Raw genomic sequence first — 16,882 nt, forward strand, 5'->3', positions numbered from 1 at the left:
CGTGAGCGGGTACGCCGGCTATGTCGGCCGCCGGCTCGCGCAATTCCTGCTCGTTGTCTTCATCGGCATCAACATCGCCTATGTCGTCACGCATGCCTCGCCCATCGATCCCGTCGAGCAATCGGTCTCGGTGGTGACTTCGTTTGGCAACACCGCGCCTGCTGCGATCGAGCAGATGCGCAGCTCCCTGCGCGAGCTCTATGGTCTCGGCGGTACGCCCGTTCAGCAATATCTGACGTTCTGGAAGCGGATCCTGAGCGCCGATTTCGGCCCCTCGCTGTCGGCATTCCCGACGCCCGTCGGCACCCTGATTGCGCGCGCGCTGCCGTGGACGGCGGGGCTACTCGCAGTTTCGACCCTCATCGCCTGGGTGCTCGGCAATTTGTTGGGAGGCCTTGCCGGCTATTACCGGCAGAGCCGCGGCCTGAAGCTGATGGGGGTGATCGCGATGGGCCTTCATCCGATCCCATACTACATCCTGGCAATGCTGCTGCTGATCCTGTTTGGCTTCATCTGGCCGGTGCTTCCGATCAGCGGCGGGGCGACGATGAATCTGCCGCAATCCCTGACGCCCGAATTCGTCTGGAGCGTGCTGCAACATGCGATCCTGCCGGCGCTGTCGCTGATTCTGATCGGGGTAGGAAGCTGGTTCCTCGGCATGCGTTCGCTGGTCTCCAATGTCCTGGCCGAAGACTACGTCGTCTACGCCGAGCTCGCCGGCGTGAAGTCTTGGCGCATCCTGACATTCTATGTGATGCGCAACGCGCTGGTGCCGCAGGTGACGGGCCTTGCGATGTCGCTCGGCGGAATCTTCAACGGCGCCGTGATCACCGAAAAGGTGTTCGGTTATCCCGGGCTCGGCTCGCTGCTGGTCGATGCCGTCTATGCCGGTGATTACGGCCTGGTCCTCGGCGTCACCACCATCTCGATCCTCGGCGTATCGGTCGGCGTGCTCGCGATCGATCTTCTGTACCCGCTGCTCGATCCCCGGGTGAAGGTCAGCTGATGGCCGTCGTTCTCCGCGACCTCCTCCGCTACAGGGTCGAGTTCCGGATCGGGCTCGTGCTGGTTGCTCTGGTCCTGCTGCTGTCCGTGCTGGCGAGCTTCTCGCCGTATCCGCCTGACAGCGTCTATGTGGTGCCGCCCGATCTGCCGCCGTCGCTGACCTACTGGTTCGGCACGACGTCGCGCGGCCAGGACGTGTTCTGGCAATTGAGCTTCGCCATCCGGAATACGCTGCTGTTCGGGGGCACTGTGGCGCTGGTCAGTCGCCTGATCGCGCTCACGGTCGGGCTCATCAGTGGTTACAAGGGCGGCTGGATCGACCGCGTCCTAATGTCCGTCAACGATACCTTCATCGTCATCCCGCTGCTGCCGATCCTGGTGCTGTTCTATTTCGTGATGCGCGACCGCATCTCCTGGTTGATGCTGGCGCTGATCATGGCCTGTTTCGGCTGGGCTTACGATGCGCGGCTGATCCGTTCGGTGGTCATGAGCTTGAGGCAGCGCGAGTTCACCCAGACCAGCCTGTTCTCGGGGATGAGCACGCGGCAGATCCTGACGGAAGAACATCTGCCCTATGTCGTGCCGATCCTGTTCTCCACGACCATGAACAACATGGTGTGGTCGATCGGGCTCGAAGTGACACTCGCCGTGCTCGGCTTTACCGATATCAACACGCCCACCATCGGCGGCATGATCTATTGGGCCAACCAGCACACGGCGATGGTCGCCGGCATCTGGTGGTGGATCGCCTTTCCGACCGTCGCCGTGATCATGGCGTTCATCGGGCTCTTTCTGCTCGCGGTCTCGGTGAACGCCCATATCGATCCGAGAAGCCGGCTCTGGAGTATGGGAGAGGCTTCGTGATGCAGGCGAGCCTCGAGCAGCCGCATGGGAATCAAGAGGCTCAGCCGCTTCTCGTCGTTCGCGACCTGCAGGCCTATTACCAAATCAGCCATGCCGGCGTCAGGCGCGGCATCCGGGCGGTTGACGGTGTCAGCTTCACGGTTCGCCGCGGCGAGATCTATGGCCTCGCCGGGGAATCGAGCTCGGGCAAGACCACGCTGATCAAGAGCATTGCAGGCGCGATCAAGCCACCGCTCGAGATCGTCGGTGGCAGCATGGAGTTTTCGTTCCTGCCCGGCTATGGCGGATTGCACCGTGCGCCGCCGGCGGAAGTGGAGCGGATTCGCTGGCGGCAACTGTCCTACATCATGCAGGGCTCGATGAACGTGCTGAATCCGGTGCGTCGTGTCAGATCCTCCTTCGTCGATTTTGCCTATCCGCATGTCGGCGGCAGCCGAAGGCAGTTCGAACAGCAGGTGGTCGCCCATCTGGCTCGCGTCAAACTCGATACTTCGGTGCTTTCAGCCTTTCCGCATGAGCTCTCGGGCGGGATGCGGCAACGCGCCACGCTTGCGCTCGCGACGATCTGCCGTCCCCGATTTATCATTGCCGACGAGCCGACCACCGCGCTCGACGTGGTGGTGCAGAAGGAGGTGCTCGGCATGCTCCGTGGCATTCAGCGCGAGACCGGCTCGTCGGTCCTGTTCGTCACGCATGACATGGGCGTGCATGCGCATATCACCGACCGCCTCGCCATCATGTATGCCGGGCGCCTCGTCGAAGAGGCGGCGACCGCGGAGATCTTCGGCAATCCCCTGCATCCCTACACCAAGAACCTGATCTCGAGCCTTCCGCGCATCGGCGAGGACGCGCCGCGCGTGGGGCTTGGCGGCGCCCCGCCAAATCTGGCCGATCCGCCCTCGGGTTGCCGCTTCCATCCGCGATGTCTGCTCGCACGCGAGATTTGCAGCCGTGAGGTTCCGGTCATGCGCGAAGCGAGCTCCGGGCATCGCGTCGCATGCTTCGCCGTTAACGGGGACGACAGGGCATGAGCGATCTGCTGCTCGACGTCATGGCGGTCAGCAAGATATTCGTCCGCGGAAGGCTGCTATCGCGGGAGAAGATCGTTGCGGTGAACAAGGTGAGCTTGCAGCTTGCCGCCCGGCGACCGGAGATCCTGGCGATCATCGGCGAATCCGGCAGCGGCAAGACGACGCTCGCCCGGATGATCCTGAACATGGAGACGCCGACCAGTGGCAGACTGCTGCTCGACGGCAACGACCTTGCGGCCATCAGCGGCAGTGCCGGCCGGCTGGCGTTCATGCATAAGGTGCAGCCGATCTTTCAGAATCCGTTTGAGTCCTTCAATCCGCTGAGGCGGGTTGAGCGGTATCTGCTTATGACGCGACGTCGATTTTCTGGCGCGGCAGGGGAGAGCACGATTGCGATGGCCGTCGATGCGGCGCTGCACAAAATAGGCTTGTCGCTGAAGGAGGTGAGCGGCAGGTACCCGCACGAATTGTCCGGCGGACAGCTGCAACGGGTCGCGATTGCCCGTGCGCTGCTGGCCGAGCCGAAATTGATCGTGGCGGACGAGCCGGTCTCCATGATCGATGCGTCCTTGCGCATGTCCATTGTCAATCTGTTCAGGACGTTGCGGGACGATCTCGGGATATCGATCATCTATGTCACGCACGATCTGGCGACCGCCTACTACGTCAGCGATCGTATCATGATCATGCAGAAGGGCAGCGTCGTGGAAAGCGGTGATGCGCGAGATGTGCTGAAGGCGCCGCGGCATCCCTACACACGCCAGTTGCGCGAAGCCGCTCTTTTGCCTCAAATTGCCAGCGGCGGCGCAAATGCCCCGCCCGGTACGACCAAGTCATTTGATCCAGCACATTCGAAGGAAGGGCATGAGAAAAGCTAGAGTTCTGATGGATCGGGATTTTGCTATCGCTGACACCGATCCTCGCCTGTTTGGGGCCTTCGTCGAACATCTCGGACGGTGCGTCTACGGCGGCATCTACGAGCCGGGCCATCCGACAGCAGACGATAAGGGATTTCGCGGCGACGTGCTGGCGCTGGTGAAGGAGCTTGGCCCGACGATCATCCGATATCCCGGCGGCAATTTCGTCTCCGGCTACAATTGGGAAGACGGAGTCGGCCCGCAGGAGACAAGGCCAGCGCGGCTCGACCTCGCATGGTTCAGCACCGAGCCCAACAGCTTCGGCACGAATGAATTCATGGACTGGTGCAAGGCTGCCGATGTCGAGCCGATGCTGGCAGTCAATCTCGGCACGCGGGGCGGCGAGGCCGCGTCCAACCTTGTGGAGTACTGCAATCACCCGGGCGGATCGGCCTGGTCGGATCTGCGCCGCGCCCACGGCTGGGAGAAGCCGCACGGTGTCAGGTTCTGGTGCCTCGGCAACGAGATGGATGGCCCTTGGCAGATTGGGCACAAGAGCGCGGCCACTTACGGGCCTGTGGCGCTCGAAGCCGCCAAGATGATGCGGTGGGTGGACCCGAAGATCGAACTCGCAGTCTGCGGCTCGTGCGGGCGGAGCATGCCGACGTTCGGCACCTGGGAAGACACGGTGCTCGATCAAACCTTCGATCATGTCGACTACGTTTCGCTGCATACGTATCTCAACAATTATCGGCGAGACAGCGCAGCCTTTCTCGCCAGCCCCGACCTGATGGACCGCTTCATCGACGAGGTTGTTGCATTGGCGGATGCCGCGGCGGCGCGACGTCGATCCGACAAGCGCCTGATGTTGAATTTCGACGAATGGAACGTCTGGTATCGAACCCGCCGCAACCGGGCCGATCGGGTCAAGGAAGGCTGGCCCGTGGCGCCGCCGATTCTCGAGGAGATCTACACGATGGAGGACGCGCTGGCTTTCGGCGGAGCCTGCATCTCGCTGCTCAACCATGCCGATCGCGTGAGAGCGGCCTGCCTGGCGCAACTCGTCAATGCTATCGCGCCGATCATGACCGAGACCGGCGGAGCCGCATGGCGCCAGACCATCTTTTTCCCGTTCGCGCACATGAGCCGCTTCGGCCGCGGCAAGGTGCTGCGCATCCAGGTCGATTCGGACACCTACGACACCACCTATTACGATCCCCGGGGACCTCTGGAGCTGACCTTTCCGATCGCCAATGTGCCGTACCTCAAGATGGCTGCCGTCGCGGGAGAGGCCGGGACTGTTTCGCTGTTCATGCTCAATCGCGATCTCAACCAGGAGATCGAGGTTAGCATCGATGCGCGGAATTTCGGCCGGCTCGCCGTGGCAGATGCCTTTCAATTGCGTCACGACGATCTTCAGGCGACGAACACGAGGGACGCGCCAGGGCGGGTGAAGCCTCAGCCGTTGCAGGGCGTGAGCTTCGCTGGCGCGCAGTTGCGTGCGACGCTCAAGCCGGCGTCATGGAACGTGATTCATCTGTCGGCAAACTGAGATCGGCGAGCGGAGCCTGCCTATTGCGCGACGCGGGGCCGTCCCCGCGTGTCGAGGACCTGGCGAATGGCATGCGCCAGATCTGCTGGCCGGTAGGGCTTGCTCAGGAGGGTGATTTCAGGGTCGAGCCGGCCGTCATCCATCATGGCGGCTTCCGGATAGCCCGACATGTAGAGCACGGGCACACCAGGACGCCGCTGAAGAACCGCATCGGCAAGTTCGCGGCCGTTCATTCCGCCGGGCATGACGACATCGGTGAAGAGCAGATCGAAGGCCGTGCCTTGGTCGACGAGAGCGAGAGCCTCTGGACCGCTGGCGGCCGCGATCGTTCGATAGCCGAAGCTCCTGAGCTGCGCCTCGACATATTTGCGCACCAGCTCGTCGTCCTCGACCAGGAGAATGGTTTCACTGCCGCGTTGCAGCTGGCCCTTCGCCGCCACGCTCGCAGAGGCTGCGGCCTGGGTCGAACGCGGCAAATACAGGCTGAAGGTCGTTCCACGCCCTTCCTCGCTGTCGATCCGGATGTGTCCGCCGGACTGCTTGATGAAGCCATACACCATGCTCAAGCCGAGGCCCGTTCCCTTGCCGAGCTCTTTGGTGGTGAAGAAAGGCTCGAAGATCTTGTCGCGGATCCCCTGGGGAATGCCCGAGCCGGTATCGCTTACCGTGACTAGGACGAAGTCGCCGAAGCTGTCGTCAGGGCCCGGATTTTCCGTGCCAAAGCTTACACTCGCAGTGCCGAAGGAGATCTTACCTCCGCCTGCCATCGCGTCGCGAGCATTGACGGCGAGGTTAATCAAGGCGGTCGAGAGCTGGCCCGGATCAATCAGGGCATGCCAGCAATCGTCCTGCAACGTGGAGCCGACCTCGATGTGCTCGCCCAGCGTTGGCCGCAGCAGCTTTACGGTATCGACGATGAGATTGTTGACGTCGACGTTGCGGGGTTGCAGCGGCTGCCGGCGCGCGAATGCAAGCAGCTGCGTCGTCAGATCGGCGCCGCGTGTTGCGGCGTCGTCGATCATATGCGCAATGGCGAGGAGGTCAGGCCGCTCCGCAAGATCGTCAATCAGGATCTGGATCGTGCCTGTGATCACCGTCAGGATGTTGTTGAAGTCATGGGCGACCCCACCGGTGAGCTGGCCGACCGCGTCCATCTTCTGCGCCTGGCGCAGCTGCTGCTCGAGGCGCAGACGCTGGCTGATGTCGCGTCCGATCACGATGATCAGCTCCTGGCCGCCCGTCGAGACGTGAGCGGCGGACATCTCGACCTCGAGACCCTTGCCCTCGGGTCCATCCAGGCGAAGCTGCAACAGGCCCGTCGACGCCGGCGCCAGCAATCTGGAGATCTCTGTAGCGTCGGCAGGAATGAGGATGGACCGGAACGGCAGACCGATGATCTGCTCGCGAGCCCGCCCCAGCATCGCACCAGCCGTTCGGTTCGCCTCGATAACGAGGCCGCTTTGGTCAAGAACCAGGATCGCGTCATGCGCCTGCTCCATGAGCAGGCGGTATTTTTCCTCGGCCTGCTTTCGCGCGGTGAGGTCGAGCACGAACGAGACGCACTGATCGGACGATCCGGCGAGCAGGGCGGAGCCGATGAGAACAGGAACGCGGCTGCCGTCCTTCCTGATGAACTCCTTTTCCCGCGCGGCGATCTGCCCGGATGTCCTGAGCTGCGCGACCCGCTGCGTGTCTTCGTCGCGATAGTCCGCAGGGGTCATGTCGCTCCAGCGGATTGAGGCCAGGTCCTGCCTGGAATATCCGGTCATGCTCAGGAAGGCGTCGTTGGCGTAGCTGATGTCGCCGCTGCCGTCCCAGAACAGGATGCCGATGATGTTGGAATCGACGAGCCGGCGGATGCGAGCCTCGCGCTCCTGAAGATCGCGATAGAGCAGCGTGTTCTCCAGCGAGATCGCGGCCTGAGCCGCGAGCAGGTCGAGCACTGCCACGCGATCCGGCGTGAAGGCGTGCGTCGTCAGCGTGTTCTCCAGGTACAGCAAGCCGATCAGCTTGGCCTGTTTCAGCAATGGCAGGCAAAGCATGGATCTCGGGTGCCGGCGGCGCACATAGTCGTCGCCGTAAAGCGCGTCAGGCTGCGTCGCGTCGTCAACGATGACAGGCTTTTGCGCGCGAATGACGTAGCGCAGCAGGGCTTCCGGACAATCCGGCGTCGCAAGCGAGGTTTGATGTATCGCGACCGTGAACTCGTCGCCTCGGGATTGGCCCTCCGCCTCAATACCAAAGTCGTCATTCCGCGACAGGATCAGCAGGCCGCGATCGGCGCCGGCGTTTTGCAGCACGATTTTCATCAGCGTCTCGATCAGCTTCGGCAGCTCGATTTCACTCGAGACGGCCTGGGACGCCTTCACCACGGTGGTGACGTCCATCTGCTGAATGGTCAGCCGGCTTGCCGAGCCGGCATCTTCGGCGACGTGAAGCCGTGGATAGAGGTGTTCGAGCTGTCTGACCTTCGGCTCGGCTCCCCAGCGAATAAATCCGTAATGGGCATCGCGCAGATAGGCAATGGCGATCTTGTTGAAGCCGCGCGTCGTGTAGAAGCGCCCGGCGCGCTCGTTTGCGATGGCCTCGTTCTGAGGAAAGCCGTTGGCATGCGCCGCGGTGATGGCCCGGTCGTAGAACCGCATGGCATCGAGCTCGCGACCTTCGATGCGCGCGATTTCAGCCGAGATGAGAGCGGCGCGGTCGGTGAAGTCCTCCGGGCTGATCTCGGCCATTTGCTGAAGCTGGCCATGGTGGCGGGTCAATGCGTCGAGATGCCTGCTGAGTTCGTCCGGGGTGGTGACCTCGCAAGCCGCGGCCTCGGCCAAGGCCGCGTAGAAGTGAAAGTCAATCCGATCGAACAGGGCTTTCGATGTCCACAAGAACTTGTCGGCCTTTGCTGCGGCGGCAATGGCGGCGGGATCACTTGCAAGCACGCGGGCCTGCAGCTTCCGGGTCCAGTACCAGAATCCGGCCTGCTCGAGGTACGGCTCCGTCTCGAGACGATGTTCGAACTGCACCTCGCTGAAGCCGGCGTCGTCGAAGCAGCCGAATTTCGCGGTGAGTCCGCGCAGCGACCGGACGAGCTGCAACTGCCCGATAATTCGATCCGCTGCAAGATCGACGCGCGCCCGGCGTGCGAAGTCGAGCCCCGCTTCGGCCTCTTGCTGCACTTCGGCGAGGGGGTCGCCGCAGGCGAGAAGATGCGTCAGGAAATGATGGCGGGTGAAGCTCGCATAGTTCACATCGCCGGCTTGCTGCGCGGCATCGAAGGCGCGCTTCAGCCACGGGCGTCCTGTCCTCACATCTCGCGTCCAGCTGCCGAAGCCGAGATAGACGCGGGCCTTGAACCGGTCCATTCCGCGCGTCTCGACCAGATCGAGACCGAGCCGGGCAAAACGATAGCCGGCAGCGTAGTCGCCGAAGTCGGGGCCGAGCACGGTGGCGAGCACGATGTAGGCGAGGCACGACGCATCGGAGTTGCCGTATTGCAGGCTGAGATTGGCCATGCGTGCGATGATCAGGCGGCGCAAGCCCTCGTCGATGAACCAGGCTGGCGAGACCAGCACCGTGAGGACATCCATCGTTCCGCGCGCGACTGGATCTTCCATCTGCGGCAGATCGAGCAGGGCCTCGATGGGACGGTCGCCGATCGCCTGCCACATCCGCTGATATTCGCGCTCGACCTCATCCCGCGTCGGATGTGCGGACCAGTCGATACCGTCGCGCCTGAGATAGTCGAGCGCCACCTCGACGTCGCGGTCGCTGGGCTCCATCCGTAGCCGGGTCACTGCTGCGAGGTCGGGCAGGTTGGTGGCACGCGTTGCCAGTTCCGCGAGCCGCGCGTTGGCGGTCGCGCGTTCGCCGGCCAGGAACTCGCATTCGGCCCGCTGCAGCGCCAGGGTGAAACTGAGCGCGTAATGCTGCTCCCAGTGGTTCGGGGGCAGCATGGCCTCGCCGATCGCAAAGTGAGCGTGGGCCATGGCAAAGGCCGTCGCGGCTTTGGCGCGACGGCCGGCCAAAAGATTGAGCTCCGCCAGCCTGACGCGCTCGTCGGGGTTGCTGATCAGACCGGTGCCGCGGTTGAGCTGGTTGACGATCTCGAAGACGTTGTCTTCGACAGTATCAGAGGTCGCGCGCTCCGCGAACAATCGGCCGATGCGCAGATGAGCCGCAGCGCGATCTTGCTCTGGGATCAGCGCGTAAGCCGCCTCCTGAAACCGGTCGTGGACGAAGCGATAGGTGCCAGCTTGCGGCTCCACGAATTCCTGGCGGACGGCAGGCCACAGATCGGCGTTGACCTGATCATCGGAGGCGCCGAGCACGACTGAAAGAACTGCCACTTCGGCGATATTTCCGAGACAAGCCATCTGCTGCAGAGCCGTGCGTGTGGCCAGGGGTAGCCGGGTAAGCTTCCCCAGCATCAGGTCGATGACGTTGTCGGTGTATCGCTTGGCGTGAATGCGCTCGAGGTCCCAGGCCCAGCGGACATCATCATGGTTGAATGCAAGCAGGCCTTCCTCGACTAGCGAGAACATGAACTGGATGGCGAAGAACGGATTGCCTGCGGTCTTCTCGTGCACGAGCTGGATCAGCGGTGCAGCGTGACTCGGCTCGCAACGCAGCGTGTCCGCAAGCAACTGGCCGAGATGCCTGCGACCGAGCGGTGCGAGCGTGATCTCTACCACCCGTCGCCCGCGCGCTTTGATCGTCTCACGCATGCGCATGACCGGATGCGCTGAATCCACCTCGTTGTCCCGGTAAGCGCCGATCAGCATCAGGTGCTTCAGCTCCGACCGGGTCAGGATGTCCTCGAGCAGCTCGAACGTCGCTATGTCGAGCCATTGCAAATCATCGAGGAACAGCACCAGCGGATGCTCGGCCCGTGCAAACACGCCGATGAACTGCTCGATCACGCGGTGAAAGCGGCTTTGCGCGTGCTGGAGCGGCAGGTCGGGGACAGGCGGTTGCGCGCCGATGACGGCCTTCAGCTCCGGGACCAGGTCCACGACGAGCTGTCCGTTTGGACCAAGCGCGCCGAGCAGGGCTCGGCGCCATTCGTTCAGCTCGGCTTCGGGTTTGCCGAGAAGGGGGCGGACGAGGCCCTGGAATGCCTTGGCCAGCGTGGCGTAGGGGATGTCGCGTTTGTGCTGGTCGAATTTGCCCGATGCAAACAAGCCGTGCGAGGGTACCAGCACCTTGTGCAGTTCGTTGACGACGGAGGACTTGCCGATGCCGGAATATCCGGCGACCAGCGCAAGCTCGGGCGTGCCGCTTCTGGCGATGCGTTCGAACGAGGCAAACAACGTCTCGCACTCGGACGTCCTCCCATAAAGCTTCTCGGGCACGAGAAGCCGGTCCGGTGTGTCGTGCTGGCCCAGCGGAAAGTCGTCGATGCGATGCCGAAGCTCCCATTCCTCCAGGCAGCGTCGCAGATCCCGCTCGGCGCCGCCTGCGGTCTGGTAACGCTCCTCGGCCATCTTCGAGAGCAGTTTCATGATCAGCCTGGAAACGGCGCCTGGAACGTTGCTGAGTCGCTTGGCAGGCGCTTCCGGCTCTCTTGCGACGTGACAATGCACCCATTCCATCGGATCATCAGCGGCGAATGGCAGCGAGCCGGTGACCATCTGGTACAACGTGACGCCGAGCGAGTAGAGATCGCTGCGGGAGTCGATCGAGCGGTTCATGCGTCCGGTCTGCTCGGGGGACATGTAAGCGAACGTACCGGCGATCTGCTCGTGCGCGGCCGCGGACAGCCGCTCGCGCGGGCGGCGCGTTGCGAAGCCGAAGCCGGTGAGATGCACGCTGTCCTTGTCGCGGCTCACCAGTATATTGGCCGGCTTGATGTCCTTGTGCACCAGGCCGTGTTGATGGACCTTGCCCAGCGCGGCGGTGATCTGGATCGCGAGGCGCAGGAAACTGCCTATCTCCATGGGCGCGCCGGTCAGCCATGTCAGCGGCTCGCCGCCGCGATCCCCGAGCACGAGAATGGTGCGGCCGTGGTCCTGCAGCAGCTCGAGTGGCTTTGCCGCCCAGGCACTGTCCAGTTCGTCCTTCAGCGCAAATTCGTGTGCCAGCCGATCGAGGCTTTCCGGGCTTGGATGCTCGGCGGCCGGAACAACGGTGAGCACAACCTGCCGTTCACCGTCGATGCGTTCGCGGGAGGTGCGGCACAGCAAAATCCCTTCTTCTTCGCAGAGAACTTGCGGACCGTGGGCCCAGCCGGCGCCCATAAAAGATGAAAGGTTCATGTCGCTAGACCATGCCGCCGCCGAGCCCAAATGGGAGCTCAGGTCCGAGCCGAAGCGGGGCTCCCCGGTACTTTGCCTCTTCCTCCAACAAGCTGCCCGGATGCGGCAATGCGCGCCGTTATCGTTTCTTTGGGTTCCGCGTATGGGACGCATGAAGGGCAGGACGCACGTGCGACGCTTGGCACGATAGGGCTCGGCACGACAGGGCTCGCCCCTCACGCCTTCATTCCGGCGCCCGGCTCGATCGACGCAGCCGGACAAGGTGAAATCGTATCATTTGCCTAAATCTCGTCAACGGAGCGACGAGACGACGCGCATTCGTGGATCCGCATGCAACATAGGTCTCTGTTGGGCAATATCGCAACTTAAGAGAGAACGACGGAGATAAGTTGGAGACTATCTTTTGGCGCCCTGCGTGCGGCGTGGTGCTCACCGCTATCGAGTGCCCTTCGCGTGCACTGAGAATCCGAACGCGCGATTTCCGCTTCCAATTGGTGCATATATGGTCCTAGAAGCGCCAGAGGGTGGAAGCTTGAACAAACCAAATTTCTCGGTCGGTCCAATAACATATGGGGTCGATCTTGAAGTAAATAGCTAAGTAAAATGAAGGACTTGGACCGAAAATTCTCTACGGCGCCCATGATGGATTGGACTGACCGGCATTGCCGGGTGTTCCATCGTCACCTGACGAGGCAGGCGCTGCTCTACACGGAAATGCTGACCACTGGCGCCATCATCCATGGCGATCGGGAGCGGTTGCTCGGCTTCGACGCGGTTGAACATCCGGTGGCGCTGCAGCTTGGTGGCTCGGATCCGCGCGATCTCGCCGAGGCTGCGCGGATCGGCGAGGGCTTTGGCTATGACGAGATCAATCTCAATGTCGGCTGCCCGTCTGATCGCGTGAAGGACGGTCGCTTCGGTGCCTGCCTGATGGCGGAGCCGGAGCTCGTCGCGCGCTGCGTTGATGCGATGAAGCGCGCGGTCGCCGTACCCGTCACCGTGAAATGCCGCATCGGCATCGATGACCAGGATCCCGAAGTCGCGCTCGATATGCTCGCGCGTGCCGTGGTCGCTGCCGGCTGTGATGTGCTGATCGTGCATGCTCGAAAAGCCTGGCTCAATGGTCTGTCGCCGAAGGAGAACCGCGACATCCCGCCGCTGGACTACGATCGCGTCTATCGGCTCAAACGCGCGATGCCTGGTGTGCCCATCATCATCAATGGCGGTGTCCTGACGATCGAGCAGGCGAAAGCGCATCTTGCGCATGTCGACGGCGTGATGCTCGGCCGTGCCGCCTATCAGGAGCCGTGGCGGTTGCTCTCGGTCGATCCCGAGATCTTCGGCGAGGCGGCGCCGCATGCGACCATGCAGGACGCGCTCGAGGCGATGATGCCCTATATCGAGGCGCAGCTTGCGCGTGGCACGCGGCTGCACGCGATCACGCGGCATTTTGTCGGCGCCTTCCACGCCGTGCCGGGTGCGCGTGCCTTCCGCCGCCATCTTGCCGAGCAGGGCGTTAAGCCAGGCGCCGGCGTCGATGTGTTGCGCGACGCGATCGCGCGTGTCGGTGCGCGCGCGCCGGCAGAGGCTGCTTAGCCTGGAAGAAGGACCGGATCGCGGAATCCGGCTCGCGGCCCGGCCTGTTTCGCCGCCTGTCAATGCCTTGTGGCGAAAATATTCCACTTTACCGAAATTCGGAAATGGCGTATGTTTCGTTCATCCCGGCTCATCCTTGAGGGGCGATCGTACGTCGTCACGAATTGCGAGCCGGGCTTGCGGTGGACGCGGCAGCGTCGGCACGAGAGGTGCGGGCAGGGCGGGTAGTCCCTGTGAGCCCGAAACCGCGTGTGGATGAACGGCGCTGTGAAGTTCGTCTCGCCAACATGCTTTCGGCGCGTGTGCACACTGCCGAAAGCCGCTGTGGCATCGGGCGAACGCGCGTACGGCAAAACCGTGTGGTCCTGGCCGTCGTCGCTACGGTCAAGCTGTCGCGGAGGTGCGGGGAGCCCAACCGGGTGAAGCGCATTGTCAATTCGCGAGGCGAGGGAGGCCAGAAGGAATTCGGCTCCCGGGAGAGCACGGCATAAGCCGTCAAACCATCGCGCAGGGAAGGCCGAGTGTTCGGCACCACCTGTATGCTGCTGTGCGGTCTTTTTGCGCTACATTTTCGCGCAGCGGACCGCGGGTGCGAGGTCGGCACCCGGTCTTCCCTGCACCCTCTTGGTCAGGAGGGTGGAATGACCAGGCAAAGCTCGGGCGATCTGCGCCGCGAGGCTGCGGAAGCGTGTCTACCTATTGAACTGCGTGCCGGAGATGGCGATGTCGCCGCTTGCTCGGTCATTGCGAGGAGCCCTCGCTTGCTGCGAAAATCGGGTGGGCTCGCCCCGGGCTGCCCGGAAGAGGCGGCTGCGCAATCGCTTAGTCCACCGCCATGCGCGGGCGGCGGTGGCTGCTCTGGAGCTCCGGATAGCCGGTGAGCATCAGCGTGTCGGAGCGCACGCCCCAGCTCTCCAGACGATCGAGGAAGCTCATGCCGAGCAGGTTTGTCTTCATCAGTCCGCGCGGCACGACGAGGGCCGGCACCGATTTCTCGACGAGATGACCGACGGCGAGGCGGTCGATCGTGAGGCGTGCGGCCTTGGTGTGGCCGCCGGCGGTTTCGAGGTCGACGTCGTATTCGAGCATCTCGAGCGGCAGGCCGATCGCTTTCGCGGTTTCCCAGGTCAGCACTACGGACGTGGCGCCGGTATCGATCACCATCGGCGTGGCGACGCCGTTGATCTTGGCGCGCAGCGCGAACTCGCCGCCCTGGCCGCGCTGGATCTGCACGGCGGGCGCAGGAGCGGCGGTCTGGCCGCCGAACATGTGCGAGACCTTGTGACTCGCGCGCGCAATCTGATCGGGATCGCCATAGGCGACCACGGCGCCTGCCGTCGCGGCGAGCATGACGAGAACTAGCAGGAAGCGGATCATTGCGCGCCTCCGAAGGCCCGCAAACCGGTCAGGCGCGTTTGGGCGATCCCGCGATCGGCTGCAAACCGGCGTCGGCCATGCGCGCGGGCAACAGCGCCATCAATGCGAGTCGTTCCGCACTTTCCATGGCGTGCCAGCGCGCGATTTCCGGCAAGGTCCGGCCGCAGCCGAAGCACAGCCTGGTTTTGGGATCGATCATGCAGACGGCGACGCACGGCGTTTCTTTGCTCATCGGGACATAATGTGGGATCGTCGGGCATCTGTGCAAGCATCGCTCAGGAGCCCGTGCCCGCGCTCATGATCGGCTTGTGGCGCGGCCGGCGCTTCTCGTCGGGTACCACGGAACTCTCCGGCTGCAGCGGCGGCGCTTCCTCCGACAGCGGCGCGAGCGCGCTCATCACGCGCTCCGGCGGGAAGGTGACGATCACCTCGGTGCCGATGCGCAGCTTCGACTTCAGCGTGAACGTGCCGCCATGCAGATCAATCAGGTTCTTGGCGATGGGCAGGCCGAGGCCGGCGCCTTGTTCGGCCGATTTGATCGAGTTGGAGCCCTGGCCGAACGAGGCGAGCACGATTGGGATCTCGTCCTCGGGGATGCCGGAGCCGGAATCCTTCACCGAGAGATACTGCCCGCCCGACGCGGTCCAGCCGGCCTTGAGCCAGATCTCGCCGCCTTGCGGAGTGAATTTGATCGAGTTGGAGAGCAGATTGAGCACGACCTGGCGGATCGCGCGCTCGTCGGCCCAGAGCCGCGGCATGGCCTGCTCGAACACCTCGTGGATGGTGATGCCGCGGCTCGAGGCGCGGAGCTTCATCAGATGATGGCAGTCGGCGACGATGCCGACCAGCGACACCGCTTCCTCGTTCAGTTCGTAGCGGCCGGCCTCGATGCGCGAGAGGTCGAGGATCTCGTTGATGAGGTTGAGCAGGTGCACGCCGGAATTATGGATGTCGGCGGAATATTCCTTGTAGACCGGCACCGCATGCGCGCCGAAAATCTCGCTCTTCATCACCTCGGAGAAGCCGAGGATGGCGTTGAGCGGCGTGCGCAGCTCGTGGCTCATCTGCGCCAGGAAGCGCGATTTGGCGACATTGGCGGATTCGGCGCGGTGCCGCGCCTCGTCCGAGATCGCCTTGGCCTGTTCGAGCTCGCCGATCAGCGCGTCCTTCTCGGCGCGCGCCTCCAGCGTGGCGAAGGTCGACGAGTGCAGTCGGTGCGCCAGCAGCGCGAAATAGCCTTCGGCCGCGAGCGCGAGTGCGGCCAGAATGTAATTGTCGAGCGAACCGCTCATCGCAAAGCTCAGCGCCATTGCAACTGCAACCGGCGCGGTGGCGGCGAGCGCTGCAATCGGCAGATTGGCGGCGAGCATGCTCGATACTGCGATCACCAGCAGCATCAGGAACATCATCAGCGTTTCCGTGACGGTGTCGAGCACGGGATGGATCAGGATCGCCATCCAGCACAGGCCGTAGAGCAGATCGAGCACGACAAAGCGGGTCCGCCAGGCGCGCGTCGCGGTCGGCGAGGCGGGCTCGGCGAGGAAACGGCGGCAACTGCGGATCATCGCGGCATGGATGCAGATCATGCCGGCGGTCCAGGCTGCGGCCGGGATCGGCTGCATCCACAACCCGAACAGCACGCCGGTCGCGACCACCAGCAGCATCACGACGTAGGGGGCCGATAGCCGCGTCTGCGCGTATTGGCGCAGCATCTCGGCGTCGAACGCCGGCCGGGTTCCGCTGGTCGACGTTAACTTATCGCGCGCCTCGCGCACCCGCTGCGACGCAGCCCTTCGGCTGCTCGCTGATGGAGCGCTGACCGGCTCGGCCGGAAGCTGCACTACCTCAGGCTTTTCAGAGGGGTTACTCATCAAGCAACAACGATTCCTGCCCGCGTCGGACGCGAGCCTTCTGCATTGTCTATCTCTGGCAAGAAATCCTTAAGAGGTGACTTAAGGAGCTAAAGAATTACGTTAACAGGGCGTTAATTTGCTCGCCTTAACTCTCGGAAAGCCGACGCAAAATTGTCGGACGAGCGAAAGCTGACCGTCAGCGCCAGCAGCATCAAAGTCCAATAAAATCAGGCAGAGCCGGACGTGAACGGAAAGAGTTTTGGCTCAGAAGCCGATCTCGAAGGCAAGTCCGATCGCGAGGAGTAATGACAGGCAAACCAGCGGAGAATAGGGCCGAGTTGCGCTCGTGGCCCAGTTCTGCGCGTGCCCGAAAGAGTGACTCGTGCTGGCCGGTTCAGGGTCGATAGCAGCTGTTTCCATGACATATCTCGAAATTCGTTGACTGCCGGAAAGGTGCTCCCGATCGCATTCAAATTCGAGATGGAGTCGCAGCCAG

At 63.2% G+C, this 16,882-nt stretch carries 10 protein-coding genes; 6 read left to right on the top strand and 4 right to left on the bottom strand.

Features of this window, described 5'->3' with window-relative positions:
* The first annotated feature begins 1 nt into the window (after position 1).
* The 5 genes from M2427_RS11780 to M2427_RS11800 are packed head-to-tail and all read left to right on the top strand — an operon-like array spanning position 2 to position 5,309.
* A complete protein-coding gene (locus M2427_RS11780) occupies positions 2 to 1,006 on the top strand; it encodes an ABC transporter permease (RefSeq protein ID WP_280706474.1) in 1,005 nt (334 codons plus the stop codon).
* Complete coding sequence (locus tag M2427_RS11785) at positions 1,006 to 1,869, top strand: ABC transporter permease (RefSeq protein WP_280706476.1); 864 nt, start codon at positions 1,006 to 1,008, stop codon at positions 1,867 to 1,869. Before M2427_RS11780 ends, M2427_RS11785 begins: the two co-directional genes overlap by 1 nt.
* A complete protein-coding gene (locus tag M2427_RS11790; RefSeq protein WP_280706792.1) occupies positions 1,869 to 2,900 on the top strand; it encodes an ABC transporter ATP-binding protein in 1,032 nt (343 codons plus the stop codon). Before M2427_RS11785 ends, M2427_RS11790 begins: the two co-directional genes overlap by 1 nt.
* The gene (locus tag M2427_RS11795; RefSeq protein WP_280706477.1) at positions 2,897 to 3,778 is read left to right on the top strand and encodes an ABC transporter ATP-binding protein; all 882 of its coding nucleotides are present in this window, start codon (positions 2,897 to 2,899) and stop codon (positions 3,776 to 3,778) included. The genes M2427_RS11790 and M2427_RS11795 overlap by 4 nt, the downstream gene beginning before the upstream one ends.
* A complete protein-coding gene (locus M2427_RS11800; protein ID WP_280706478.1) occupies positions 3,765 to 5,309 on the top strand; it encodes an alpha-N-arabinofuranosidase in 1,545 nt (514 codons plus the stop codon). Before M2427_RS11795 ends, M2427_RS11800 begins: the two co-directional genes overlap by 14 nt.
* Before the next feature lie 20 nt (positions 5,310 to 5,329).
* Here M2427_RS11800 and M2427_RS11805 read toward each other — a convergent pair whose 3' ends face one another.
* Positions 5,330 to 11,560 (bottom strand): AAA family ATPase, encoded by a 6,231-nt coding sequence (locus M2427_RS11805; RefSeq protein ID WP_280706479.1) that lies wholly within the window; start codon positions 11,558 to 11,560, stop codon positions 5,330 to 5,332.
* Positions 11,561 to 12,163: 603 nt separating this feature from the next.
* Here M2427_RS11805 and dusA point away from each other — a divergent pair.
* Positions 12,164 to 13,156, top strand: coding sequence for a tRNA dihydrouridine(20/20a) synthase DusA (dusA, locus tag M2427_RS11810; RefSeq protein WP_280706480.1), 993 nt, complete (start codon positions 12,164 to 12,166; stop codon positions 13,154 to 13,156).
* Between the two features lie 822 nt (positions 13,157 to 13,978).
* Here the strand turns inward: dusA and M2427_RS11815 are convergent.
* Genes M2427_RS11815 through M2427_RS11825 form a run of 3 tightly spaced genes read right to left on the bottom strand, consistent with a single transcriptional unit; the run spans position 13,979 to position 16,404 of the window.
* Complete coding sequence (locus M2427_RS11815; protein WP_280706481.1) at positions 13,979 to 14,533, bottom strand: TIGR02281 family clan AA aspartic protease; 555 nt, start codon at positions 14,531 to 14,533, stop codon at positions 13,979 to 13,981.
* A 28-nt stretch (positions 14,534 to 14,561) separates the two neighbouring features.
* Positions 14,562 to 14,765, bottom strand: coding sequence for a DUF1289 domain-containing protein (locus M2427_RS11820; protein ID WP_280706482.1), 204 nt, complete (start codon positions 14,763 to 14,765; stop codon positions 14,562 to 14,564).
* A gap of 43 nt (positions 14,766 to 14,808) precedes the next feature.
* Complete coding sequence (locus tag M2427_RS11825; protein ID WP_280706483.1) at positions 14,809 to 16,404, bottom strand: HAMP domain-containing sensor histidine kinase; 1,596 nt, start codon at positions 16,402 to 16,404, stop codon at positions 14,809 to 14,811.
* Positions 16,405 to 16,882 lie beyond the last annotated feature (478 nt).

This window comes from Bradyrhizobium sp. BR13661 (assembly GCF_029892425.1).
Classification (GTDB): domain Bacteria; phylum Pseudomonadota; class Alphaproteobacteria; order Rhizobiales; family Xanthobacteraceae; genus Bradyrhizobium.